This window comes from Allocatenococcus thiocycli, from assembly GCF_921292965.1.
Lineage (GTDB): Bacteria > Pseudomonadota > Gammaproteobacteria > Enterobacterales > Vibrionaceae > Vibrio > Vibrio natriegens.
Map to the genome: position 1 here is coordinate 215778 of NZ_CAKLCK010000001.1, position 23160 is coordinate 238937.

General features: G+C 45.8%; 20 protein-coding genes and 1 other RNA gene. 15 read left to right on the top strand and 6 right to left on the bottom strand.

The annotated features are described in order from the left end of the window. The first annotated feature begins 249 nt into the window (after positions 1-249). From L9Q40_RS01005 to L9Q40_RS01015, 3 genes are all read left to right on the top strand, one after another. Positions 250-1338 carry an efflux RND transporter periplasmic adaptor subunit gene (locus L9Q40_RS01005; RefSeq protein WP_020336161.1) on the top strand — a complete coding sequence of 363 codons (1089 nt, stop codon included), beginning with the start codon at positions 250-252 and terminating at the stop codon, positions 1336-1338. After that, complete coding sequence (gene vmeF, locus L9Q40_RS01010; protein ID WP_498791701.1) at positions 1338-4451, top strand: multidrug efflux RND transporter permease subunit VmeF; 3114 nt, start codon at positions 1338-1340, stop codon at positions 4449-4451. Before L9Q40_RS01005 ends, vmeF begins: the two co-directional genes overlap by 1 nt. Before the next feature lie 234 nt (positions 4452-4685). Beyond that, positions 4686-5003, top strand: a complete 318-nt coding sequence (locus L9Q40_RS01015) for a DUF1244 domain-containing protein (RefSeq protein WP_014231244.1) — start codon at positions 4686-4688, stop codon at positions 5001-5003. Positions 5004-5082: 79 nt separating this feature from the next. Here the strand turns inward: L9Q40_RS01015 and L9Q40_RS01020 are convergent, their stop codons facing one another. Beyond that, positions 5083-6177 (bottom strand): PLP-dependent cysteine synthase family protein, encoded by a 1095-nt coding sequence (locus L9Q40_RS01020; protein WP_239948940.1) that lies wholly within the window; start codon positions 6175-6177, stop codon positions 5083-5085. A 133-nt stretch (positions 6178-6310) separates the two neighbouring features. Between L9Q40_RS01020 and L9Q40_RS01025 the strand changes: the two genes are divergently transcribed. After that, positions 6311-6784 (top strand): Lrp/AsnC family transcriptional regulator, encoded by a 474-nt coding sequence (locus L9Q40_RS01025; RefSeq protein WP_498791702.1) that lies wholly within the window; start codon positions 6311-6313, stop codon positions 6782-6784. Positions 6785-6847: 63 nt separating this feature from the next. On the opposite strand, the gene tesB is transcribed toward L9Q40_RS01025, so the two are convergent. Beyond that, positions 6848-7708, bottom strand: a complete 861-nt coding sequence (gene tesB, locus L9Q40_RS01030; protein ID WP_020332800.1) for an acyl-CoA thioesterase II — start codon at positions 7706-7708, stop codon at positions 6848-6850. Between the two features lie 229 nt (positions 7709-7937). Between tesB and L9Q40_RS01035 the strand changes: the two genes are divergently transcribed. Beyond that, entirely contained in the window at positions 7938-8372 is a 435-nt protein-coding gene (locus L9Q40_RS01035) for a YbaY family lipoprotein (protein ID WP_020332801.1), read from the top strand. Positions 8373-8418: 46 nt separating this feature from the next. Here the strand turns inward: L9Q40_RS01035 and L9Q40_RS01040 are convergent, their stop codons facing one another. Then, positions 8419-8721 (bottom strand): DNA base-flipping protein, encoded by a 303-nt coding sequence (locus L9Q40_RS01040; RefSeq protein WP_014231249.1) that lies wholly within the window; start codon positions 8719-8721, stop codon positions 8419-8421. Positions 8722-8968: 247 nt separating this feature from the next. Here L9Q40_RS01040 and L9Q40_RS01045 point away from each other — a divergent pair, with 247 nt between their 5' ends. Both L9Q40_RS01045 and ffs read left to right on the top strand, forming a co-directional pair. Further along, entirely contained in the window at positions 8969-9712 is a 744-nt protein-coding gene (locus L9Q40_RS01045) for a VP0952 family biofilm-associated protein (protein ID WP_014231250.1), read from the top strand. Between the two features lie 147 nt (positions 9713-9859). Beyond that, positions 9860-9956: signal recognition particle sRNA small type (gene ffs / locus L9Q40_RS01050), an RNA gene on the top strand. A gap of 76 nt (positions 9957-10032) precedes the next feature. Here ffs and L9Q40_RS01055 read toward each other — a convergent pair. Continuing rightward, positions 10033-10941, bottom strand: coding sequence for a LysR substrate-binding domain-containing protein (locus L9Q40_RS01055; RefSeq protein WP_498791703.1), 909 nt, complete (start codon positions 10939-10941; stop codon positions 10033-10035). A 124-nt stretch (positions 10942-11065) separates the two neighbouring features. Here L9Q40_RS01055 and L9Q40_RS01060 point away from each other — a divergent pair, with 124 nt between their 5' ends. Then, on the top strand, positions 11066-12475 hold the full coding sequence (locus tag L9Q40_RS01060) for a glycoside hydrolase family 1 protein (RefSeq protein WP_498791704.1): 1410 nt from the start codon (positions 11066-11068) through the stop codon (positions 12473-12475). A gap of 52 nt (positions 12476-12527) precedes the next feature. Here the strand turns inward: L9Q40_RS01060 and L9Q40_RS01065 are convergent, their stop codons facing one another. Together L9Q40_RS01065 and L9Q40_RS01070 are read right to left on the bottom strand one after the other, a co-directional pair. After that, positions 12528-13805, bottom strand: a complete 1278-nt coding sequence (locus L9Q40_RS01065) for an NAD(P)/FAD-dependent oxidoreductase (RefSeq protein WP_498791705.1) — start codon at positions 13803-13805, stop codon at positions 12528-12530. A gap of 35 nt (positions 13806-13840) precedes the next feature. Next, positions 13841-15229 carry a glutamine synthetase family protein gene (locus L9Q40_RS01070; protein WP_498791706.1) on the bottom strand — a complete coding sequence of 463 codons (1389 nt, stop codon included), beginning with the start codon at positions 15227-15229 and terminating at the stop codon, positions 13841-13843. Between the two features lie 409 nt (positions 15230-15638). Between L9Q40_RS01070 and L9Q40_RS01075 the strand changes: the two genes are divergently transcribed. From L9Q40_RS01075 to L9Q40_RS01105, 7 genes are all read left to right on the top strand, one after another. After that, complete coding sequence (locus L9Q40_RS01075; RefSeq protein ID WP_020332829.1) at positions 15639-16970, top strand: glutamine synthetase family protein; 1332 nt, start codon at positions 15639-15641, stop codon at positions 16968-16970. 121 nt (positions 16971-17091) lie between these two features. After that, the gene (locus tag L9Q40_RS01080) at positions 17092-18441 is read left to right on the top strand and encodes an aspartate aminotransferase family protein (protein ID WP_498791707.1); all 1350 of its coding nucleotides are present in this window, start codon (positions 17092-17094) and stop codon (positions 18439-18441) included. Positions 18442-18485: 44 nt separating this feature from the next. Further along, positions 18486-19595, top strand: a complete 1110-nt coding sequence (locus L9Q40_RS01085) for an extracellular solute-binding protein (RefSeq protein ID WP_014231257.1) — start codon at positions 18486-18488, stop codon at positions 19593-19595. A 49-nt stretch (positions 19596-19644) separates the two neighbouring features. Next, a complete protein-coding gene (gene potG / locus L9Q40_RS01090) occupies positions 19645-20787 on the top strand; it encodes a putrescine ABC transporter ATP-binding subunit PotG (protein ID WP_498791708.1) in 1143 nt (380 codons plus the stop codon). Beyond that, positions 20784-21701 carry a putrescine ABC transporter permease PotH gene (gene potH, locus L9Q40_RS01095; protein ID WP_014231259.1) on the top strand — a complete coding sequence of 306 codons (918 nt, stop codon included), beginning with the start codon at positions 20784-20786 and terminating at the stop codon, positions 21699-21701. Before potG ends, potH begins: the two co-directional genes overlap by 4 nt. After that, positions 21698-22540 carry an ABC transporter permease subunit gene (locus tag L9Q40_RS01100; protein ID WP_409390408.1) on the top strand — a complete coding sequence of 281 codons (843 nt, stop codon included), beginning with the start codon at positions 21698-21700 and terminating at the stop codon, positions 22538-22540. Before potH ends, L9Q40_RS01100 begins: the two co-directional genes overlap by 4 nt. A 42-nt stretch (positions 22541-22582) precedes the next feature. Next, a complete protein-coding gene (locus tag L9Q40_RS01105) occupies positions 22583-23125 on the top strand; it encodes a cupin domain-containing protein (protein WP_024372708.1) in 543 nt (180 codons plus the stop codon). The last annotated feature ends 35 nt before the right edge of the window (positions 23126-23160 follow it).

Genomic DNA, 23160 nt, shown 5'->3' on the forward strand with positions numbered 1-23160 from the left:
ACTCATCTCCCAAGTGCGGAGCGAATCATAGCAAACTCGCTCCGACTGTAAAGTATTTTTCTTGCGTTTATACGTCGAATGCTGTCTTTTTATGCAAAGATGCTAGAAAGTCAGCGTTTTGTTTGTCATTTATACAGAATAAATCCTCATTTCTTCCGGAATTTACACTACTTGACGTTGAGGCTCGTAACTATTGATAAACTGTATGAAGTTTAATGACCTAAGTTTATTCGCTAATTGACTAAGAATATGAAAGCCACTTTATCCTTATCTGTTTTAACGCTTTCTCTATTATTGGCATCGCAAACTACTTTAGCAGCGCAGCGCGGCCCAACTGCTGTTACGGTTGTGACAGAGCAAGTAGAAACGCATGAAATCAACCAGTCTTTATCTCTTATTGGTAAATTAGAAGCTGCAGAGTCTGTAGTTGTGGCTTCTGAGGTTTCCGGAAAAGTCGAGCAAATTGCCGTAAAAGCGAATCAGAATGTCCAACAAGGGCAATTGTTGATTAAGTTAAATGATGACAAAGCAAGAGCAGCGCTTGTTGAGGCTCAGGCATACCTTAAAGATGAGCAACGTAAGCTCAAAGAGTTTCAGCGATTAGTCGCACGAAATGCAATTACGCCGACGGAAATTGATGCTCAGAAAGCCAGTGTTCAAATTGCAGATGCTCGCTTAGATGCTGCAAAAGCTAACCTTGCCGATCTCCATATTGCTGCTCCATTCTCCGGGACTGTTGGATTTATTGATTTCAGCCGAGGAAAAATGGTCAGTGCGGGTACTGAACTTTTAACGCTGGATGATCTTTCGGTGATGGAATTAGACCTGCAGGTACCAGAACGATACTTGTCGAAGCTTTCTGTTGGTATGGAAGTCCAAGCCAAGACAAGCGCATGGGGTGATCAAACTTTTATCGGTAAAGTGACAGGTATTGATACTCGTATTAGCACAGCGACATTGAATTTACGTGTTCGTATTCAGTTTGATAATCCGGAAAATCGCTTGAAGCCGGGAATGCTGGTGAATGCATCTTTAGCGTTTCCAGCCATTGAAGCACCGATTATCCCAGTACAGGCATTGGAATATTCTGGTACCAAGCGATACGTATACGTCATTGATGAAAACAACAAAGCAACACGTACTGAGGTGCTGCTTGGCGCTCGCGTGGACAACGAAGTTGTGATTGAGTCAGGCGTAAAAGTCGGTGACAAGATCGTGGTGCAAGGCATCGTTAACATGCGTGATGGTGTTCAGGTCGAAGAAATCGTCGCTCCGCTCAAGTCGCCAAAAATGACGTCTACTAATCAGAGCAACGATTCGGATAAGGAAGAAAACTAATGTTACTTTCTGACATTTCCGTAAAACGCCCTATCGCGTCATTGGTATTGAGTATGCTGCTTTGCGTGTTTGGCTTTGTGTCATTCAGCAAGCTTTCTGTACGCGAAATGCCAGATATCGAAAGCCCTGTCGTGTCAATTACGACACGTTACGAAGGGGCTTCCGCCACAATCATCGAGAGCCAGATTACGTCGGTTCTCGAAGATCAGCTTTCCGGCATCAGTGGCATAGATGAGATCAGTTCGACAACACGTAACAGCTCCTCACGAATCACCATCACCTTTGACCTCGGGTATGATCTCAACACTGGCGTCAGCGATGTACGAGATGCGGTTGCCCGAGCTCAGCGTTCATTACCTGACGAAGCAGATGACCCAATTGTTTATAAGAACAATGGTTCTGGCGAGGCTTCTCTTTATATCAACCTTAGTTCGTCAGAAATGGATCGCACCCAGTTGACGGATTATGCAGAGCGCGTGTTGATGGACCGCTTCAGTTTGATTTCTGGGGTGAGTTCCATCGATCTTTCTGGTGGTTTGTACAAAGTGATGTACGTAAAGCTAAAACCAGATCTTATGGCTGGTCGAGCGGTGACGGCTTCGGATATTACCACCGCATTGCGTAATGAAAACCTCGAGAGCCCGGGTGGGGAAGTGCGAAATGATTCTACCGTCATGTCGGTACGCACTGCGCGAACCTATAAAACGCCCGAAGACTTTCAGTACCTAGTTGTTAAGCGCGCGAGTAATGGTACGCCAATTTACCTGAAAGATGTCGCGGATGTCTTTATCGGCGCAGAAAACGAAAACTCGACGTTTAAAAGTGATGGTGTAGTAAACATCAGTTTAGGAGTGGTGCCTCAGTCGGATGCTAACCCGCTGGAGGTGGCTGAACGCGTTCGCTCAGAAGTGGATAATATCCAGAAATTCTTACCGGAAGGTACTCGCCTTGCGATTGACTATGATGCGACGGTGTTTATCGAGCGCTCGATAGAAGAAGTGTATAGCACGTTGTTTATTACCGGCGGTCTGGTGATTCTGGTGCTGTATATTTTTATTGGTCAGGCTCGAGCGACGTTAATACCAGCGGTGACGGTGCCAGTCTCGTTGATCTCGTCTTTCATCGCCGCGTATTACTTCGGTTTCTCTATCAACTTGATCACGCTAATGGCGCTGATTCTATCCATCGGTCTGGTGGTCGATGACGCCATTGTGGTCGTGGAGAATATCTTCCACCACATAGAGCGGGGAGAGTCTCCGTTGCTTGCCGCCTATAAAGGGACTCGAGAAGTTGGCTTTGCGGTTGTCGCCACTACGTTCGTTCTGGTGATGGTATTCCTGCCAATCTCCTTTATGGATGGCATGGTTGGCTTGCTGTTTACAGAATTTTCAGTATTGCTGGCGATGTCGGTAATTTTTTCTTCGCTGATAGCACTGACGTTGACGCCAGTATTGGGCAGTCAGATTCTAAAAGCGAACGTCAAACCAAATCGTTTCAATGAAACCGTCGATCGTATGTTCGCCAAGTTTGAGGCTGGTTATCGCGGTGCATTAAAAGGCGCGTTAAAAGTGCGTTGGATTGCGCCTTTGGTTATCTTAGCTTGTATGGGCGGAAGCTATGTTCTGATGAATCAGGTTCCTGCGCAGTTGACACCGCAAGAAGACAGAGGGGTGATTTTTGCCTTTGTTCGTGGTGCCGATGCGACGTCGTACAACCGAATGTCCGCGAACATGGATATTGTCGAAGACCGACTAATGCCGTTATTAGGGCAAGGCTTCCTCAAATCATTCAGTATCCAAACCCCGGCATTTGGTGGTCAGGCGGGTGACCAAACGGGTTTTGTCATCATGATTCTGGAAGATTGGAACGAGCGAAACATCACTGCTCAACAGGCCTTAGGTCAAGTGCGTGGCGCTTTAGCCGGAATTCCGGACGTGCGTGTGTTCCCATTCATGCCGGGTTTCCGCGGTGGATCAAGCGAACCCGTTCAGTTTGTGTTGGGCGGCTCAGATTATGATGAGCTGCTGGTCTGGGCTGAAGCACTGAAAAACAAAGCGGAAGAGTCACCAATGATGGAAGGCGCAGAGATTGATTACTCTGAAAAGACGCCGGAACTATTAGTGACCGTCGATAGACAGCGTGCAGCGGAACTCGGTGTCAGCGTGAAAGACATCTCTGATACGCTTGAAATTATGTTAGGCGGTAAAAGTGAGACAACTTATGTCGATCGCGGCGAAGAATACGACGTGTATCTGCGCGGTGACGAGAATAGCTTTAACAATGCGGCAGATCTAAGCCAGATCTACTTGCGCACCAATAGTGGTGAGCTAGTGACGCTTGATACGGTTACCAAAATAGAGGAGGTGGCCGCTTCCATTCGTCTGTCTCACTACAACAAGCAAAAATCAATCACCATTACGGCGAACTTGTCAGAAGGCTATACCTTAGGTGAAGCGCTGAACTTCCTTGACCAAGAAGCGATTGATTCTCTACCGGGAGATATCTCAGTAAGTTACTCTGGCGAGTCAAAAGACTTTAAAGAGAATCAGTCCAGCGTAGCGGTTGTTTTTGCACTGGCCTTGCTGGTTGCCTATCTCGTACTGGCGGCTCAGTTTGAGAGTTTCGTCAACCCATTGGTGGTGATGTTTACCGTTCCAATGGGGGTATTTGGTGGCTTCTTGGGCTTAATCGTAATGAGCCAGGGCATGAACATTTACAGCCAGATTGGTATGGTCATGTTGATTGGTATGGTGACGAAAAATGGTATTTTGATCGTTGAATTCGCTAACCAGCTTCGTGACCGTGGGGTTGAGTTTGAAAAAGCCATCATTGATGCAGCGGCTCGCCGTTTGCGTCCAATCTTGATGACGGCATTTACTACTCTAGCTGGTGCTATCCCATTGATTTCGTCAACAGGGGCGGGTTATGAAAGCCGAGTCGCCGTTGGTACGGTGATTTTCTTTGGTATGGGCTTCGCGACAATGGTTACTCTATTCGTTATTCCGGCAATGTACCGATTGATTGCAGCGAATACGCGTGCACCAGGTCATGTTGAAGCGGAACTCAATAAGGCATTGAGTCAGGACACCAAAGGACGTATTGCTCACCCTTAGAAAGGCTAAGTTGTTGATGACAAAAAGCACCGATTGATTTTCCATTCGGTGCTTTTTTGTTATGTCTAAACCCGTTTTGCGTATGACGCAATGGTGTTTTTGGCAACTTGGCGTTACCCTGTGTGACGAATCATTTTTACAATAATAGTGCTTGTTGCTCACGTTTTAGCTATGACTGCGTTAATCGCATTCATGCTGAAAGCAGCAAGTTAAATAGTCGAGAAGGAAAGTAAAGTGGCTGAATTTAAATACAAAAATCTTACGCAAGAAGAGCAAGATAAACTTGATGCAGCGACATTCCGTCGTCTTTTAGCCCACTTGGATGCAAATAAAGACGTACAGAATATTGACCTAATGATCCTAGCGGGTTTCTGCCGTAACTGTTTTAGCAAGTGGTACACCGCAGAGGCAGAAAAACTGGGTGTCGACTTAGACATCGATGATGCTCGTGAGCGTGTTTACGGTATGACTTACGATGAGTGGAAGCAAAACCACCAACCAGCAGCGACACCAGAGCAGCTAGCGGCTTTTGAAGCACGTCAGAAAAAATAGCGCTATAAACGGACATTTATATATAACAGCCCGCGTCGTGCGGGCTGTTTTGTTTTTCCTATCTCGTTGTTTAGCCTCTTTAGGCTACAATCGGCTCACAGCATGCAGGCTCAACACAGCCTTTCGCCTGAATAATTTCGAGCTGGGTTAGATAAGGCTGAATATCGCCGATGTTTGTCTTAACCCATTCCATATTGAAGTAAGTATCCAAGTAGCGGTCACCAGAATCACACAGCAGGGTCACGATAGATCCCGTTTCACCACGCAGTTTCATTTCACAAGCAAGCTGAAGCACCGCATACAGGTTGGTTCCCGTAGAAGCACCTACCTTGCGACCGATCAAGTGAGAAACCCAGTGTGCGGTAGCTACGCTTGCCGTATCTGGTATTTTGCGCATTTCATCGACCACGCCAGCGATAAAGCTAGGCTCTACCCGAGGGCGACCAATGCCTTCAATTTTGCTTCCGCTCTCGCACTTCAAATTCGAATTTCCAGACTGGAAAGCGTCATAGAACACCGAATTTTCAGGGTCAGCAACGCACAATTTCGTCTCATATTTTTGGTAACGGATAAATCGACCTATGGTTGCCGATGTGCCACCCGTACCCGGACTCATTACCACCCAACTTGGAATGGGATGGTCTTCTAATTTCATTTGGCTAAAGATGGAGTTTGCAATGTTGTTATTCCCACGCCAGTCAGTTGCACGTTCCGCATAGGTGAACTGATCCATGTAGTGTCCGTTTAACTCTTTTGCGAGGCGTCGGGACTCGTCATAGATTTGATCTGAGCGTTCGACTAAATGGGCTTTACCACCATAAAACTCGATTTGTTCTATTTTTTTTCGGGCCGTACTTTTTGGCATAACGGCAATAAATGGCAGGCCAAGCAGACGCGCGAAGTAGGCTTCAGATACAGCAGTGCTTCCTGAAGAGGCTTCAATGACGGTAGTTTCAGGGCCAATCCAGCCATTGCAAATCGCATATAGGAAAAGAGAACGCGCTAAACGGTGTTTTAATGAACCAGTAGGGTGTGTGCTCTCATCTTTCAAGTAGATATCGATACCATCAAGAGAAGGAAGGTCGAGTTTAAACAGATGAGTGTCTGCAGAGCGTTGAAAATCCGCTTCAATTTTACGTACTGCATTATTGATCCACTGGTGGTCAGTACACATAGCGTCTCTCCTTGGAAGTGATAAATTAGGATTTGTTTGAAAATAATTTACCTATAGTCTGGGAGAAAAACTTTGCTATATTTGTTTTATGATGTTTATTTTGTAGAAATAAATTCTCTTTAAATTGGGTTTTATGGAAAATAATTTAGATAAAATTGACAAGCAGTTACTTGCTTTACTCCAGACCGACGGAACACTGTCTTTAAACGAATTGGCTGAACGGGTTAACCTCACCACAACGCCATGTTGGAAGCGCCTTAAGAAACTGGAGGACGACGGGGTCATTGAAAAGCGAGTTGCGCTGTTAAGTGCGGAAAAACTGGATCTGTCGTTCATTGCGTTTGTGCAACTTAAGACCATCGATCACTCTGAAGAGTGGTATCACCATTTTGTCACTACGGTGAGTGATTTCCCCGAAGTCATGGAATTCTATCGAATGGCGGGTGAGTACGATTACATGATGAAAGTGCTGGTCAAAGACATGAAGTGCTTTGATAAGTTTTATAAGCGTCTGGTGAATAGTGTGAAAGGCCTTTCAAATGTGACCTCTACGTTTGCCATGGAGTCGATCAAGTACACCACAGAGCTCCCGATTGGCCGTATTTAATCAACGGCAATCCGTTACTAAAAAGGAGCGTGTGCCGCTCCTTTGTCGTATTTAAAAGCCAATCTATTTCGTGTAACGCATCACGCCTTCTTGAACCGCTGTTGCGACCAGGTGACCTTGTTGGTTGTAGATTTCTCCGCGAACCAGTCCACGAGTGTGGCTCGCGGTCGGGCTTTCTATAGCGTAAAGCAACCATTCATCCATCTTAAACGGACGATGGAACCAGATAGAATGGTCGATGGTTGCGACCTGGAAGTTTGGTGTCATTAAAGAAACACCATGTGGATGTAACGCAGTGACTAGGAAGCCCCAATCCGATGCGTAAGCCAACAAGTACTGATGGATCAGCTGGTTGTCTGGCATCTCACCATTCGCGCGAATCCAAAGGTATTGTTTAGGCTCGGCTTTGGTGGGCTTTAGCGGATTAATCACCGTAACTGGTCGCGTCTCAATCGGCTTTTCACCACAAAACGTTTTGCGCAGCCGTTCAGGCAGATATTCCGCAATATGGCTTGCCAGCTCGCTTTCGGAAGGAAAGTTTTCTGGCCCCGGAATATCAGGCATGGTTTTCTGATGGTCGAATCCAGGTTGATCGCCGTGATAGGAAGCCGTCAGGTAGAAAATAGGGCGGCCATTTTGAATCGCTTTAACTCGGCGGGTACTAAAACTGCGTCCATCGCGCAGGTTTTCCACGTCGTAAATAATCGGTTTTTCAGAATCGCCCGGATAGAGAAAGTAGCTATGAAATGAGTGTACAGTGCGTGTCTCTTCTACGGTGTAACGAGCGGCAGAAAGTGCCTGTCCAATCACCTGACCACCATACACTTGAGGTAAACCTAAGTTCTCGCTTTGTCCGCGGAACAAGCCTTCTTCTAATTGTTCGAGTTGTAGCAGGCTGAGCAACTCTCTTAGTGGTTTACTCATTGTGTCTCCTCACCGTGTGTGTTGAACATCAAGTTAACCCATTTCCCACAGGTCTGTGAAGTGGATCTTAAACTACTAAGAGTATACCTTGTAACAAATATGAAACAAAATCAAATGGTTGGTATCTCTTGAGTTCGTCAAACTATTGTTAAATCAAGTAACTAATCAAAGACAGCCTCGTGATTCGGCCGTATACTTACCTTGGCTTAATATTCATCCTGAGGAATATATGAAAAAAACACTATTGCTTGTTACATCTTTATTTTTTGGTGCTGCTCTTGTGGGTTGCCAAACTTCTCAAACAACAGAAGTGGATTCTGCTGAGGTGTCAATGAAGACCATTACAGGTACAGTGGCTTACCGTGAACGTATTGCTTTACCGCCAAACGCTTTGGTTAGCGTATCTCTAGAAGATGTGTCTCTGGCGGATGCACCATCAAAAGTGATCGCGAAGCAAACCTTTAATACTGAAGGTAAACAAGTTCCTATTGCTTTTGAACTTAGCTACGACAGCAATGAAATTCAAGCGAAGCACAGATACAGCGTTCGTGCTCGTATTGAAGTTGACGGTAAGTTGCGTTTCATCAGCGATACCCATCACGCGGTTATTACTGATGAAGCACAAACTCATCAGGTAGACATCCGATTGGTTGGTGTTCGTTAATTTACGTTCGACAAGAGAACCAAGCGAAAAAAGATGGCAGCTTTAGTTAAGGCTGCCATTTGTATTTTCTGAGCGATACTTTTCCAATTTCAGACACTTCTATCCCTTCTGCTTCAAGCTTGGCTTTTTGCCTATCCAGATCCCGACCTTTTAATGAAATCTTGCCTTGGCTGTTGATGACTCTAAACCATGGGAGTTTGCTGCCTTCAGGTAAGTTACCTAATGCTTTACCAACATGCCGAGCGTAGCCGGGATAACCTGCCATTTTTGCGATCTCCCCGTAAGTCGAGACTTTCCCAGATGGAATTTGGTGAATCACAGCAAAGATTTGCGCTAAGAATTGGTCCATACTCAAAGTGTCCGTTGTGGATTGCCAAGGAATGGTAATACAGACGGCCAGTATTTCGCCATTAGTTATTGACGCGTGTAGCACCCCAGTTTTTCGCGTTTGAACGCCGTTACACTTTTGCAGCGTAGTAACGATTTTGGTGAACTCTGTGAGATTCAAAATGATGTCTAGACCCACTTAACGACGAACGAGTTCGTGCCTTATTTGTCGTTGAGTTCCAAAGTTGGTGGGGAAGCCAGGAGGCGCTATGATTTTTTCTACAATCCAGTTTTTTATCACGATTCTACTCGCGGTAGTGTGTGCCAGAGCAATGAGTTTAAGTGGCGGTGAGCTCCCTGTTCTCGCTCTCATGATCCCAGCATTATGGCTACTCCCTCAAGGCGGACTAGCGGGTTTGGTGCTGCTTGGCGCTATGATGGCATACGGAGCCACACTCTCGATGCAGCCCATTGCGTTATCAATTGGGGTGTTAATTTTATTCCCACTGTTAATGGTGGTGTTCTCTCATCGTAGTTCTCTTGGTGTATTACTCACCACCGGGTTAATTGTATTGACCTTGCAAGTCGGCATCATGGTCACCCAGCAGGGTGGGAAATTGGCAGGTTCAGCATCAGTAACCGTTGTGCAGACGCTTGCGGTCATCGTCATGTGGTGGGCAATTACTCATTGGAAGGCTTCGAATAAGCACAGCTGGTGGCCATTGCTGTTGTTATTACCTCTGTGGGTGGCAGATTTAACCTATGCCGCATTGGTTGCACTCTGTCTAACCGGTATGCTTGCCTCCATGGAGACACTGACAAAGATAAAGCAATCCATTCACTGGAGTAAGCTGCTTTGTTGGACGCTTCCGACAGTTGGTTTTGCCGCTTTGGTTGTCAGCCCTGCGACCGATGTACCTAAGCCCGTTTTTGTTGTTTGGATCTGTTTATTGGGTACGGCGTGGATGACGGATTACATCCTGCGCAGCGGTGATGAGCAAGCAGAGCTGTAGGTTCTCAGTAGATCCTAGATTGACCGAGTTTTGTTCAAACGATCGCTAATTGGTGAAATTAAAGGTTTTTGCCCTTGCATTATGAGGTCCGATACTGAATAATCGCCCCATCGTTTGAGGCAAGCCCTCAACAAAAGAATTATGGGGCTCTGGTCCTCTCGCAACAATAGCTCGTGAACTCGGTCAGGTCCGGAAGGAAGCAGCCGCAGCGTGTGACTTGTGTGCCGGGATGTGGCTGGGGTCCCACCCATTGAAAAGCCTGCAGTGTTTAAATACATTGCAGGCTTTTTTCGTTTTTGCTTCTTGCAACGTTGAATCGTTTAATGATCTTCAACTAACTGACTACGTAACCACGATGTGAATGCCTTGAAACGTGGGCGTTCTTCCATTCCTTTCGGGCAAATAAGTAAGTACTTCATGTCGGCTGGAATAACACCAAATGGTGCGATTAATTCACCGCTATCAAGATAAGGCTGAATGAGCGCGACACGTCCCATTCCCACTCCCATATGGTTTTTAACCGCAGATACCGCCATCTCACCATGGTTGAAGACATAGTAATTGGCGTTTGGGGTAATCAGTTCTGTTTGCTGTTTGAGCCAATGTTGCCATTCAAAATCGTAATTGGCTGAATCAATAGACTCTGTGCAATGGATTAAATTGGCGTTAGTTAAGCTACTCACTTGGTCCGTAATCTTATGTTTTTCTACGTATAACGGCGTGCAAACAGGAGTAAGGTACTCTTCAAACAGCATTTCGTTATGCATATCAGATTGGGGTTCGCGGCTGTAGTAGATAGCTAAATCCACTGGCTCGTGATTAAAGTCCAGATAGCTGGCTTTCACTCGGATCTTTAAGTTAAGGTTAGGATAGCGATCCTGAAAATTGGCCAGCTTAGGTAAAAGCCATGATTGGGCAAACGTTGGTGCGACTCCGATGTATAACTCTCCGGTGAGCTCATTAAAGCGAATATCATCGATGTCAGAAAAGATGGTAGAAAAAGAGCCGCTTACTGTTTCGTATAGTCGTTTTCCTTCCTCCGTCAGCTCCAGCTTTCTGGTCAGCCGGACAAATAGCTTGAAGCCTAACTGCTGCTCCAGTTGTTTAATTCTCTGACTTACCGCTCCCTGAGTTAAGTGCAACTCTTCGGCCGCGTTGGTAAAGCTTAAACACTTCGCGGCCACGTTGAAGGTATACAGGTTTGAGACGACATGCTGTTTGTTTTCCATCTTGCTCTTATCTATTAGTTCAGCTAATTCATACTGTACTCGAATTGAGTTGTTACGATCAAAACATTCCTTTTTAATTAGCTTGTCTTATGTGATTTTAATTGTCAGTTTCAAGGAGCAAGCTATGTCTTTTCGTTTTCCCGATGAATTTCTGTGGGGTGGGGCAACGGCCGCAAACCAAATTGAAGGTGCGTATAATGCCGACGGTAAGGGATTGTCGACATCCGATATACAACCCTTTGGCTCGTTCGGGGAACTAAAGCACCGACAGGATGGCGACTTTAATATCAAAGACATTGCTATTGATTTTTATCACCGTTACCCACAAGACATTGCACTGTTCTCTGAACTTGGGTTTACGTGTTTTCGCCTTTCGATTGCCTGGAGCCGAATCTTTCCCAAGGGAGATGAATTAGAGCCTAATGAGTTGGGGCTGGCTTATTACGACAAAATTTTTGATGAGCTCGAAAAGCACGGCATTACACCAGTCGTTACGCTATCTCACTATGAAATGCCTCTGCATTTAGCTGAGAAATATCACGGCTGGACAAGCAGAGAACTCATCGGCTTCTTTGAGCGTTACGCTACCGCGGTATTCTCCCGCTTCGGGCACCGTGTTAAGTACTGGCTGACATTCAATGAAATCAATGCCACTTTACATGAGTCGTTCACGGGGGCCGGAATTCCACGCGGCAGTGATGCTCAGGCTCTTTACCAGGGAATACATCACCAGCTGGTTGCCAGTGCAAAAGCAGTCAAAGTCTGTCATGAGCTGCTGCCAGATGCCAAGATCGGTAATATGATGTTAGGCGCAATTCAGTATGCATTAACCAGCCATCCGGATGATGTGTTTGAAGCAATGCAACAGAACCGCGAATGGCTATTTTTCGGAGACGTACAAAGCCGTGGTTACTACCCAGGTTATATGACGCGTAAATTCAAGGAAATGGGCGTTGTTCTTAATATCACGGATGAGGATAAAGAGGCGTTAAAAGAAACCGTCGATTTTATTTCATTCAGCTATTACATGACTGGTTGTGTCAGTGTTCAAAACGAGCACTTAGAGATGACCGATCAGGAAGCTTTCAAAATGGGAAGTAATCCGTATCTGGAGTCAACGGATTGGGGATGGCAAATCGACCCTAAAGGATTGCGTATTGTTTTGAACTTACTTTATGACCGATACCAAAAGCCATTGTTCATCGTAGAAAACGGTCTTGGTGCGGCAGATACCGTCAATGACAATGGAGAGATTGAGGATGATTACCGAATTCAGTATCTCAATGACCATTTGTATCAGGTTGGTGAAGCCCTTCAGGACGGTGTCGAAATAATGGGTTACACATGCTGGGGCCCGATTGATTTAGTCAGTGCTTCAACCGCACAGATGTCAAAACGCTACGGCCTGATTTATGTAGACCGTGATAACGACGGTCAAGGCACGTTAAATCGTTTAAAGAAAAAGAGCTTTTACTGGTATCAAAACGTGATTCAAACCAATGGTGAAGCGCTGACTCCACCAAAGGCAGAATGAGTTACAGGGGCTTCGGTCGTGATTGTGCAACTGAAGCCCTTTGACGTCATATTTAAAGCAAGTCGCGAACCCGGTAGTAAGACATAGCCAAAACAAGTGCAGGAGTGCGGAGTAAACGTCCGCCGGGGAATGACATATGAGGCACTTTATCAAAAATGGCAAAGCGTTCAGAGGTGGCTGCAACACACTCGGCCATTAGAGTACCTGCCAGACCTGTTACCGCAATGCCATGGCCAGAGAACCCCTGTGCAAAATATACATTGGGTTTAAGTCGGCCAAAGTGAGGAGCGCGATTCATGGTGATCGCCACGTTACCGCCCCACGCATAATCGATTTTAGCGTTAGTCAATTGAGGAAATATGCTTACCATCCGGTTGCGCATCGCCTTTTCTAAATTAAATGGTGCAACCCCAGAATAGCTGACCCGCCCGCCAAATAGCATCCGGTTGTCACCGGAACAGCGGAAGTAGTCGAGTACAAAATTGATGTCACTCGCCGCGATACGGTTTTTCATCAGTTTATTGGTTAGGTCTTCTTCAAGTGGTTCTGTGGCACAGATATAGGTACCCACGGGCATGACTTTGTTTTCCAGCGAGCTTTCCAACCCTTCCATATAAGCATTACACGCAAGAATAACGTGATTCGCTTTCACCTCACCATGCTTGGTAAATAGAGTCGCAGGATCACCGTGCTCTATTTTAATCACAGCACTTTCTTCAAAGAACTGAGCTCCGGCGGCTTGGGCGGCATTAGTTAAGCCAAGCGTGTAGTTTAATGGGTGTAAGTGACCACTATTGCGATCAAGCATGCCGGATGTGTATTTGTCGCTATCAATATTCTCTCTGACTTGTTCTTTGTCCCACAGTTCAAGAGAGTCATATTGATAGCGTTCTGTCAGGTTGGCATACCATTCTTTTAGCTCTTTGTCATGACGCGACTTCATGCCCAAATGAACCATGCCATCCCGCCAATCACAGTCAATATTGTACTTTTTGATATTGTCTTTGGTTAGAGCGAGCGCTTCGATAGACAGCTCCCACAGTTTCTTGGCGTCAGACTCACCAACGAGCTTTTCAAGTGTATGTTGCTCTGAAGCCCAGCCAAAAATCGCCTGTCCGCCACTTCGCCCTGATGCCCCCCAACCAACACGATTGGCTTCCAATACGATGACGCTATAGCCTTTATTGGCGAGTTCCAATGCCGCTGTTGCTCCGGTTATACCAGATCCCACAATACACACATCGGCAACGTGGCTTCCTTTCAACGTAGGAAAGCGCAAATCTTGGTTTTTTGATGCAGCATAGTAAGAGAGGGTATGCTTCGTACTCATCTTGACATCCTTTTCTTCTAATCTTGATTCAATACTTATCGGTACCATTGGTATTCAAGTGGTGAAACTTGAGCTGAAAACCTTTCCTGCTCGTGTTTTTTGTTGGCGAGGTAGACTTTGCAAAGCTCTTCTCCAAAGCTGTTTTGCATAAATTCACTTGCTGAGAAGGCATGTAAAGCACTGTCCCAAGAGCTTGGCAGAGTCGGCAGATCGAGCTGAGTTGCGTCTCCGTCTATGGGCGCTGGCGGCACCAGATTGTTTTCAATGCCGTCTAGGATGGATGCCAATAAAACAGACACAGTGAGATAAGGGTTAACATCGGCACCTGATAAACGGTGCTCGATTCGCTTGTCTGCTTCGCCGCTGGCGGGCACTCGAACGGCAACTGTTCGATTATCCCAACCCCATGAAGCATGCATTGGTACGAACATATTCGGTTGTAAGCGTCGATAGGAGTTGGCATTGGGAGCAAAAATCGCCATGCATTCATCCATGTGTTCTAAGACACCAGCAATGGCATTGAGCAGTAAATCGTCATTATACCCAAGCACGTTAATCCCATCGGCGTCCTGCAAGCTGATGTGAACGTGGCAACCGCTGCCTGCATATTCGGTATAAGGTTTAGCCATGAAGTTGGCATGAAATCCATGTTTCTTCGCTATCGCACGAACGACACGTTTTAGTAGCATGGCATGGTCACAAGCAAGCAATACATCGGTGGAATGTTTAAGGTTTACTTCAAATTGCCCCGGTGCATATTCGGCTGTGATGTTTTCTGCCGGAATGCCTTGTTCTTGACATGCGCTTACGATTTCATCCAAAAAAGTTTTAAATTCATCGAGTTCATCCAGTGAATAGACTTGCGTTTGTGTCATTCGCTCGCCGCTTACTGGCATCAGAGGGGGTTGGGGGCAGCCAGTATCATCGGTTTCAGGATCCTGCAAATAAAACTCTAACTCAACCGCGACACACGGATGAAATCCTTTGCTTTTCAGTTTTTTTACTTGTAGATCGAGGACGTGTCTGGGGTCAGCAAAGAAAGGTTGGTTCGTCTCGGGCTCGTACATCGTAACGATGGCTTGGGCGCTATTCTCTTGCCACGGTACGACCTGCAATGAGTTGGGCACAATACGGCAAATACGGTCACCATCACCTTTTTCAAATCCCAGTCCGGTTTCTTCGACGGTTTCGCCGCAGATATCCAGTGCAAAAACGGACGCAGGCAAACAGATACCTTGCTCCAGAACTTTGCTGAGTTGGGCGGTGTTGATTCGTTTTCCCCTGACGACACCATTCATATCGAACAGAATCAAATCAATCGTCGTGATGTTTGGATTTTGTTCGATAAAATGAGCAATTTCTTGTTGCTCTTGCTTGGTTTTTAGTCGGTCAATGTTAATCGGTTGATTGGCAAGACTAGTCATATCCGCTGTGCCTCCTTGGCGTTAAACGTAATAATCCCTTGTTCTATATGGGCTCAGGAATGCCCCGCAGACAGCTTTACTTGCCTATTAAACATACACACATTGTTTAGAAAATTGCAACACATTTGTAACTTTAACCTCACCGATGCTGTATCTTGATATAAAATATTTAACAGATTGGTTGACTTTTGGGCGAGTTAGGCACAATGCTAAATAGGGCTTATTGATACATCCATGATTTTTGATGTGGGTTAGCAACGGGCGATTTTGTACTCAACCCGATTGGTTCGGTAGTTGGGATTAGAAAAACATACGAGTGTTATTTTGTTGTTCGCCGTTTTTAAGCGGACGCAAAGCTGTAAACATAAAGCTGTATTTCATGGACCGAAATTATTGCAAAGAAGGATTTATGGAAACATTCAAGAAATGGATTGAAGAAAACCGTATTACTGAAGTCGAGTGTCTTATACCTGACATTACTGGTAACGCAAGAGGCAAAATTATGCCCGCCAAAAAATTTCTTCGAGAAGGAGGGATGCATCTTCCCGAAGTGATTTTTTTCCAGACGGTAAACGGTGACTGGCCAGACGATGAAAGCATGATTGATCTCACCGAGAAAGACATGAATCTCGAGCCAGATCCAAATACGGTCAGGTTAGTTCCATGGACAAAAGATCCAACAGGTCAGGTAATTCATGACTGTTTCACAGTGGATGGTGAACCAGTAGAAGTTTCCCCAAGAGCGGTATTACGTCGCGTTTTATCGTTCTACGAAAGAGAGGGTTGGAACCCAATAGTGGCACCTGAGCTAGAGTTTTTCTTGGTTAAGAAAAATCTGGACTGGGACTATCCGCTTGAGCCGCCAATTGGTCGAAATGGGAGACCAGAAACGGCCAGACAATCCTTCAGTATCGATGCTGTGAATGAATTCGATCCTATTTTTGAAGACATGTATGACTTCTGTGAGGCGCAAGGCCTGGACGTTGATACATTAGTTCATGAATCGGGTGCCGCGCAGATGGAGTTGAACTTCGATCACGGTGAACCGTTAGATTTGGCAGATCAGGTGTTTCTCTTTAAACGCACGGTACGAGAAGCCGCATTGCGCCACGATGTTTATGCGACGTTTATGGCGAAACCAATGGAGCATGAACCAGGTAGTGCAATGCACATTCACCAAAGTTTGGTCGACGTGAACGGCAAGAACCTGTTCGCCAACGAAGACGGTTCTAACAGCGAACTGTTCCTCAATTATATTGCTGGCATGCAAAAATATACCCCGGCTGCGATTGCCTTTTTTGCGCCAAACGTCAATTCCTACCGTCGACTGGTCTTCGGCGAGTCAGCACCTACCAACGTGGCTTGGGGAGAAGACAACCGCACGGTTGGGCTTCGAGTTCCGGTCTCTGATAAGAATGCCCGCCGGATTGAAAACCGTTACGCCGGTGCGGATGCGAACCCTTACTTAGCGATGGCATTGTCATTGGCCTGTGGCTACTTGGGTATGAAAGAAAAACTTACCCCGACACCACAGAGTACAGGTGACATGACGACAGAACCTTACTCACTTCCTCATACATTGGAAGATGCGTTATTGCTGCTGGAAAACAGTAACGAGCTGAGAGAAATTCTCGGTGATCGATTTGTTTCTGCTTACGTGGCAATTAAGCGAAAAGAGTACAAAACGTTCTTTCAAGTTATCAGCTCTTGGGAGCGTGAGTTCTTACTCTTAAACGTATAAGTCAAACTTAATTATCAAGTGAAAGCTACTTTCTCCTAGCGAACGTTACCGTCGAACCATTTATCTTTGCGGATAGAGGGAAAGTAGTGCTCACGTTATTAATAAACCATGGAATGAAACTATGTCTAAATGGATTGAGCAAGATAGTGCACATTGCTTGCACCCTTTTACTAACTTCAAGGCGTTAAATGACAAAGGTTCTCGCATTATTAAGCGCGCGGAAGGGGTTTACATCTATGACGAGGATGATAACAAGATCCTCGACGGTATGGCGGGCTTATGGTGTGTGAATATGGGCTACAGCTGTCAGCCTCTTATTGATGCCGCGACAAAGCAAATGCAAGAATTGCCGTACTACAATTTGTTTTTCCAAACCGCACATCCACCAGCGGTAGAGCTTTCTACTTTATTGGCCGAGGTCACGCCAGAAGGCATGAACCATGTGTTCTATACGGGCTCAGGTTCTGAGTGTAATGACACGGTAGTGAGAATGGTTCGTCACTACTGGAGTAGCCTTGGTAAACCGCAAAAGCAAACCATCATCAGCCGTAAAAATGCTTACCACGGCAGCACTATGGCGGGGGCAAGTCTCGGCGGCATGTCTGCGATGCATGCGCAAGGTGGTCTTCCTTTACCTAACATCGTGCACATCGATCAACCTTACTATTTTGGTGAAGGAAATGGCGTCGATGAAACCGAATTTGGTTTAGAGCGTGCAAGGCAGCTAGAAGAGAAGATTCTAGAACTCGGTGAAGAAAATGTCGCTGCTTTTATTGCAGAGCCTATTCAAGGTGCTGGTGGCGTGATTATTCCACCGTCAAGCTACTGGCCTGAAATCCAACGTATTTGTGACAAATATGAAATTCTATTGATTGTTGATGAAGTGATTTGTGGCTTTGGCCGCACTGGCGAATGGTTCGCAAGTCAGACCTTCAACATAAAGCCAGATCTTATGTGTATGGCGAAAGGGATCACATCAGGTTACCTGCCGCTAGGTGGTGTGATGGTTCGTGATCATGTTGCCAAAGTACTCACCGATGCAGATACGGAATTCGCACACGGTTTTACTTACTCAGGTCATCCTGCTTCTTGTGCGGTTGCCATCGCCAACATTAAAGAGATGCAACGTCTCAGCGTTGTTAATCAAGTACGAGAAGAGACCGGTCCATATTTTGCCAAACGCTGGTCAGAACTCGCTGAGCACCCAATGGTTGGTGAAGCTCGTAGCGTTGGTCTGGTCGGTGCAATTGAGCTTGTGAAAGACAAACAAACCAAACAACGTTTCGATAAAGAGTTAGATGTGGGCACTCGTTGCCGCGACCATTGTTTTAACAGTGGCGTTGTATTGAGAGCCGTCGGAGACTCAATGATCTGTTCACCACCACTGATTATCACTAAATCAGAAATAGACGAACTAGTTGCACTTGCAAAACTGGCTTTAGATAACACGCTCGCCGACGTTCAGCAGTAGCCGACGAGAACAATACCAAAACTCACCAAGGAATGGAGATCCAAATGGAGAAAATGAAGGTTTATTGTGGGGTAGCGTTGGGGATGACTCTTGGGTTAGCCCCGTTAACATCAATTGCTGCGGAAGACAAAGTACTCAATATTTATAACTGGTCTGATTATATAGCTGAAGATACCATCGCCAAATTTGAGCAGGAAACAGGTATCAAGGTTGTCTACGATGTTTTTGATTCTAATGAAGTTCTGGAAGCGAAAGTTCTATCAGGCAACACTGGCTTCGACCTTATTGTCCCGAGTAACGACTTTTTGGGCAGACAGGTAAAAGCGGGCGCTTTTCAGAAGCTGGATAAAGAAAAGCTCAGCAACTATAAAAACCTAGACCCAAAACTAATGGGAATCTTGTCAGACACCGTCGATCCTGAGAATGCTTATTCGGTGCCTTACCTTTGGGGCACAACAGGCATTGGCTACAACGTCGAGAAGGTCAAAGCGGCACTTGGAGAAGATGCACCGGTCAACAGCTGGGATCTGGTGTTTAAACCAGAGAACATGGAAAAACTGGCGAAATGTGGTGTGGGCTTTTTGAATGCGCCATCAGAGATCATGGCGGCATCGCTGAACTACATTGGCAAAGATCCAAATAGTACGGATCCGAATGATTACAAAAAGGATGCGCTTGAGTTACTCAAAACTGTCCGTCCATATGTCACTTATTTCCACTCTTCGCAATACATTAATGACTTAGCTAATGGCGACATTTGTGTCGCGATCGGTTGGTCCGGAGATGTTCTTCAAGCGGCAGATCGTGCGGCAGAAGCGGATAACGGTGTTGAGATTGCTTACTCAATTCCGAAAGAGGGCGCTTTAGCTTGGTTTGATTTGATGGCCATTCCTAAAGATGCTAAGCATCCAGAAAATGCTCACCTTTTCATTAACTTCCTGTTAAGACCAGAAATCATCGCTGAAATCAGTAACTACGTTTGGTACGCGAATCCAAACCCGCCGTCACGTGAGTTCATTGATAGTGAGATTCTGGATGATCCAGGCATCTACCCTAATGAGGAAACACAAGAGAAGCTCTACAGCGCGAAAATGTTACCTCATAAAACCGCTCGTGCGATGACTCGTGCGTGGACTGATTTTGTTAAAAACTAGATAGAGACAAAGAGGTGACCCTAGGGTCGCCTCTTTTATGGAGAGTGCCATGACAGTGATGTCAATTTGTAATGATCTTCCTCATATGCATGTGGATTCTAATCCGCCAAAACCTTTATTAGAAATCAAAGGTCTCACCAAAAGCTTTGATGGTCACGTCGCCGTTGATGGTTTGGATTTGACGATCAATCAAGGTGAACTGTTCGCCCTGCTTGGCGCATCGGGCTGTGGAAAATCAACGTTGCTGAGAATGCTTGCTGGCTTCGAGCAACCTTCAGCAGGGCAGATTATTTTAGATGGAGAAGATCTTGCCGAGATACCTCCGTATCGTCGCCCGGTTAATATGATGTTCCAATCCTATGCGCTGTTTCCTCATATGACCGTTGCAGACAATATTGCATTTGGTTTAAAGCAGGACGGCATGTCTCGCCAAGAAATCAAAGAAACCGTCAAACAGATGCTAGAGCTGGTCCATATGTCTGACTATGCCAAACGCAAACCTCATCAACTTTCTGGTGGTCAGAAACAGCGTGTTGCACTGGCTCGTAGCTTAGCAAAAAAACCAAAACTGCTGCTTCTGGATGAACCAATGGGCGCTTTAGATAAAAACTTAAGAGAAAAAATGCAACTCGAAGTGGTGGATATCTTAGAGCGTGTGGGGGTGACTTGTGTGATGGTGACACACGATCAAGAAGAAGCCATGACCATGGCCAGTCGAATGGCGATTATGAATAAAGGTCAGTTTGTGCAAATTGGCTCTCCAGAATCGATCTATGAACACCCGAATTCTAAATTCTCAGCCAAGTTTGTCGGCACGGTAAATATCTTTGAAGGCATATTGGAAAATAATCAAAACGACAGTTGCACCGTGCGCAGTCAGGATCTTGAACACCCGATTTGTATTAATGAAGGCATTTCTGGTGTGACAGGGGTACCCGTGATGATTGCGGTTAGGCCAGAGAAAATGACGTTGAGCACACATAGCAATCATTCGGTCAACAGCTGCACAGGGGTCGTTGAAGATATTGCCTATATGGGCAATCAATCTATCTACCACGTGCGTTTACCGTCTGGAAAATTAGTCACGGCAACCTTACAAAATACCACTCGCTTGAGAAAAGACATGCCGACGTGGGAACAGAAGGTCACGCTAAGTTGGGAAATGGAAAGCTGCGTGGTACTTAAAATATGATAAAGAAAGCCAAACTCGATATCTGGCGTGTCATACCCACGCCAAAGTGCTTACTGCTTGCTGTCCCTTATGGATGGTTGTTACTGTTCTTCTTACTCCCATTTTTGATCGTATTTAAGATCAGCTTCGCCGAGGCTCAGGTCTCGATTCCTCCCTATTCAGAACTGCTCAGTTACGCCGAGCAGCAATTGCAGCTACTGCTGAATATCGGTAACTACGAATATTTGCTGGAAGATGATTTGTATGTGTCTTCCTATTTAGAGTCGATACGTATCGCATTCATTTCAACGTTACTGTGTTTAGTGGTCGGTTTTCCGATTGCGTGGGCTATTGTGCATTCAACGCCCTCAACGCGTAACGTCCTGCTGATGCTGATCATTCTGCCTTCCTGGACGAGTTTTTTGATTCGAGTCTATGCCTGGATAGGTATCCTCAAAAACAATGGATTACTCAATAACGTGCTGCTAACCATTGGGGCGATTGACGAGCCATTGAAGATATTACATACCGACGTCGCCGTATATATCGGCATTGTGTATACCTATCTGCCTTTCATGGTTTTACCTTTGTATACCGCGCTGATGCGAGTCGATTATTCGCTGATAGAAGCCTCGAGTGATTTAGGCGCGAAACCAATCACCACATTGTTTAGTGTCTTAATTCCTTTAACCCGCGCCGGTATTATCGCTGGTTCCATGTTGGTCTTTATTCCTGCGGTAGGGGAGTTTGTTATTCCTGAACTGCTCGGCGGGCCGGACTCAATTCTAATCGGCAAAGTGTTATGGCAAGAGTTTTTCAATAACCGAGACTGGCCAGTTGCCTCGGCTGTTGCCACCACGATGTTACTCATACTAATGGTGCCAATTCTTTGGTTCCACCGTTATCAAAAACGTGAATTGGAGGTACAGGGATGAACGATATTCCAGTTTACAACAACAAATGGAAGTGGATGGTTTTAGGGCTAGGTTTTGCTTTCCTCTATTTACCTATTCTGATTTTGATTATTTATTCTTTTAATGAAAACCGCTTAGTGACCGTTTGGTCTGGGTTTTCTTTTAAGTGGTATTCAGAGTTATTTGACGATGACTTATTAATGGGCGGGGTAAAGCTGAGCTTGTTAATTGGTTTTCTCTCTGCCAGCGCTGCAGTGGTGTTGGGTACTATCGCGGCGTTTGTCCTGAATCGCTTCGGGAAATTTAGAGGTGAAACCGGATTCGCGTTTATGATCACGGCGCCGTTGGTGATGCCAGAAGTGATCACCGGTCTGTCTTTACTGTTACTCTTCATTGCGATGGGGCAAGTGTTTGATTTATTTAATCAACGCGGAATGATGACTATCTGGATTGCACATGTTACGTTTTGCACGGCATACGTTACGGTAGTCGTTAGCTCCAGATTACAAGAGGTCGATCGCTCAATTGAAGAGGCTGCAATGGATTTGGGGGCTCCGCCCTGGAAGGTATTTCTGCAAATTACCTTACCAACGATTGCTCCTGCTATTGTTGCAGGCTGGTTGCTGGCGTTTACGTTATCACTCGATGACCTGGTGATTGCGAGTTTTGTATCTGGTCCGAGTGCTACAACGCTACCAATGGTGGTATTCTCCAGCGTTAGACTAGGCGTTAGTCCAAAAATTAATGCCCTCGCGACGTTGATCATTTTAGCTGTCTCCTGTGCCACCTTTATTGCGTGGTGGGTGCTCGCTAAAGCGGAGAAACGGCGATTACAAGAGGCGAAAATGAGCCATCAGTAGAGGCATTCGCTGACAAACTAGGAGAGATACATGGATAGAGACATGGATGTAGGCAAGCAACTTAAGACGATCCGAACCATGCGTGGTTTATCCCAAAGAGAGCTTGCGAAGAGAAGCGGCGTGACGAACTCCATGATCTCTCAAATTGAACAGAACCTTGTGAACCCTTCTGTTGGGTCACTAAAAAAGATACTGGAAGCGATTCCCATCTCAATGGGCGAGTTTTTTACCTTAGACGTTGAATCCGAGGATGACATCTTTTTTAGTCCGGAACAGATGACGGATTTAGGTGATGGCAAGATTAACCTGATGTTAGTGGGTGCGAAACGAGAAGGTCGCAAACTTGCCATATTGCATGAAGTCTACCCGCCAGGTGCTGATACAGGCACTGATTTCATGCAGCACGAGGGTGAAGAAGGCGGCGTGGTGATTCGCGGAGAAATAGAGATCACGGTAGGCAGTCGCACTCAGGTACTGAAAGCCGGAGATTCTTACTATTTTGAGACGCGTAAGCCACACCGATTTCGCAATAAAGGCAAGGTGGAGTGTGAGTTGATAAGCGCTTCGACGCCACCAACGTTTTAGATACTCACTTTCGAAAAGAATGGCCTCTGTTACGA

Bases quoted from the DNA above. Each gene is read 5' to 3' on its own strand.
- vmeF (WP_498791701.1), top strand. From the start codon at position 1,338: ATGTTACTTTCTGACATTTCCGTAAAACGCCCTATCGCGTCATTGGTA.
- potH (WP_014231259.1), top strand. From the start codon at position 20,784: ATGATAAAGAAAGCCAAACTCGATATCTGGCGTGTCATACCCACGCCA.
- L9Q40_RS01005 (WP_020336161.1), top strand. From the start codon at position 250: ATGAAAGCCACTTTATCCTTATCTGTTTTAACGCTTTCTCTATTATTG.
- L9Q40_RS01035 (WP_020332801.1), top strand. From the start codon at position 7,938: ATGAAAAAAACACTATTGCTTGTTACATCTTTATTTTTTGGTGCTGCT.
- L9Q40_RS01065 (WP_498791705.1), bottom strand. From the start codon at position 13,805: ATGAGTACGAAGCATACCCTCTCTTACTATGCTGCATCAAAAAACCAA.
- L9Q40_RS01070 (WP_498791706.1), bottom strand. From the start codon at position 15,229: ATGACTAGTCTTGCCAATCAACCGATTAACATTGACCGACTAAAAACC.
- L9Q40_RS01025 (WP_498791702.1), top strand. From the start codon at position 6,311: ATGGAAAATAATTTAGATAAAATTGACAAGCAGTTACTTGCTTTACTC.
- L9Q40_RS01060 (WP_498791704.1), top strand. From the start codon at position 11,066: ATGTCTTTTCGTTTTCCCGATGAATTTCTGTGGGGTGGGGCAACGGCC.
- tesB (WP_020332800.1), bottom strand. From the start codon at position 7,708: ATGAGTAAACCACTAAGAGAGTTGCTCAGCCTGCTACAACTCGAACAA.
- L9Q40_RS01100 (WP_409390408.1), top strand. From the start codon at position 21,698: ATGAACGATATTCCAGTTTACAACAACAAATGGAAGTGGATGGTTTTA.
- L9Q40_RS01080 (WP_498791707.1), top strand. From the start codon at position 17,092: ATGTCTAAATGGATTGAGCAAGATAGTGCACATTGCTTGCACCCTTTT.
- L9Q40_RS01045 (WP_014231250.1), top strand. From the start codon at position 8,969: ATGATTTTTTCTACAATCCAGTTTTTTATCACGATTCTACTCGCGGTA.
- L9Q40_RS01105 (WP_024372708.1), top strand. From the start codon at position 22,583: ATGGATGTAGGCAAGCAACTTAAGACGATCCGAACCATGCGTGGTTTA.
- potG (WP_498791708.1), top strand. From the start codon at position 19,645: ATGACAGTGATGTCAATTTGTAATGATCTTCCTCATATGCATGTGGAT.
- L9Q40_RS01075 (WP_020332829.1), top strand. From the start codon at position 15,639: ATGGAAACATTCAAGAAATGGATTGAAGAAAACCGTATTACTGAAGTC.
- L9Q40_RS01085 (WP_014231257.1), top strand. From the start codon at position 18,486: ATGGAGAAAATGAAGGTTTATTGTGGGGTAGCGTTGGGGATGACTCTT.
- L9Q40_RS01040 (WP_014231249.1), bottom strand. From the start codon at position 8,721: ATGGACCAATTCTTAGCGCAAATCTTTGCTGTGATTCACCAAATTCCA.
- L9Q40_RS01020 (WP_239948940.1), bottom strand. From the start codon at position 6,177: ATGTGTACTGACCACCAGTGGATCAATAATGCAGTACGTAAAATTGAA.
- L9Q40_RS01055 (WP_498791703.1), bottom strand. From the start codon at position 10,941: ATGGAAAACAAACAGCATGTCGTCTCAAACCTGTATACCTTCAACGTG.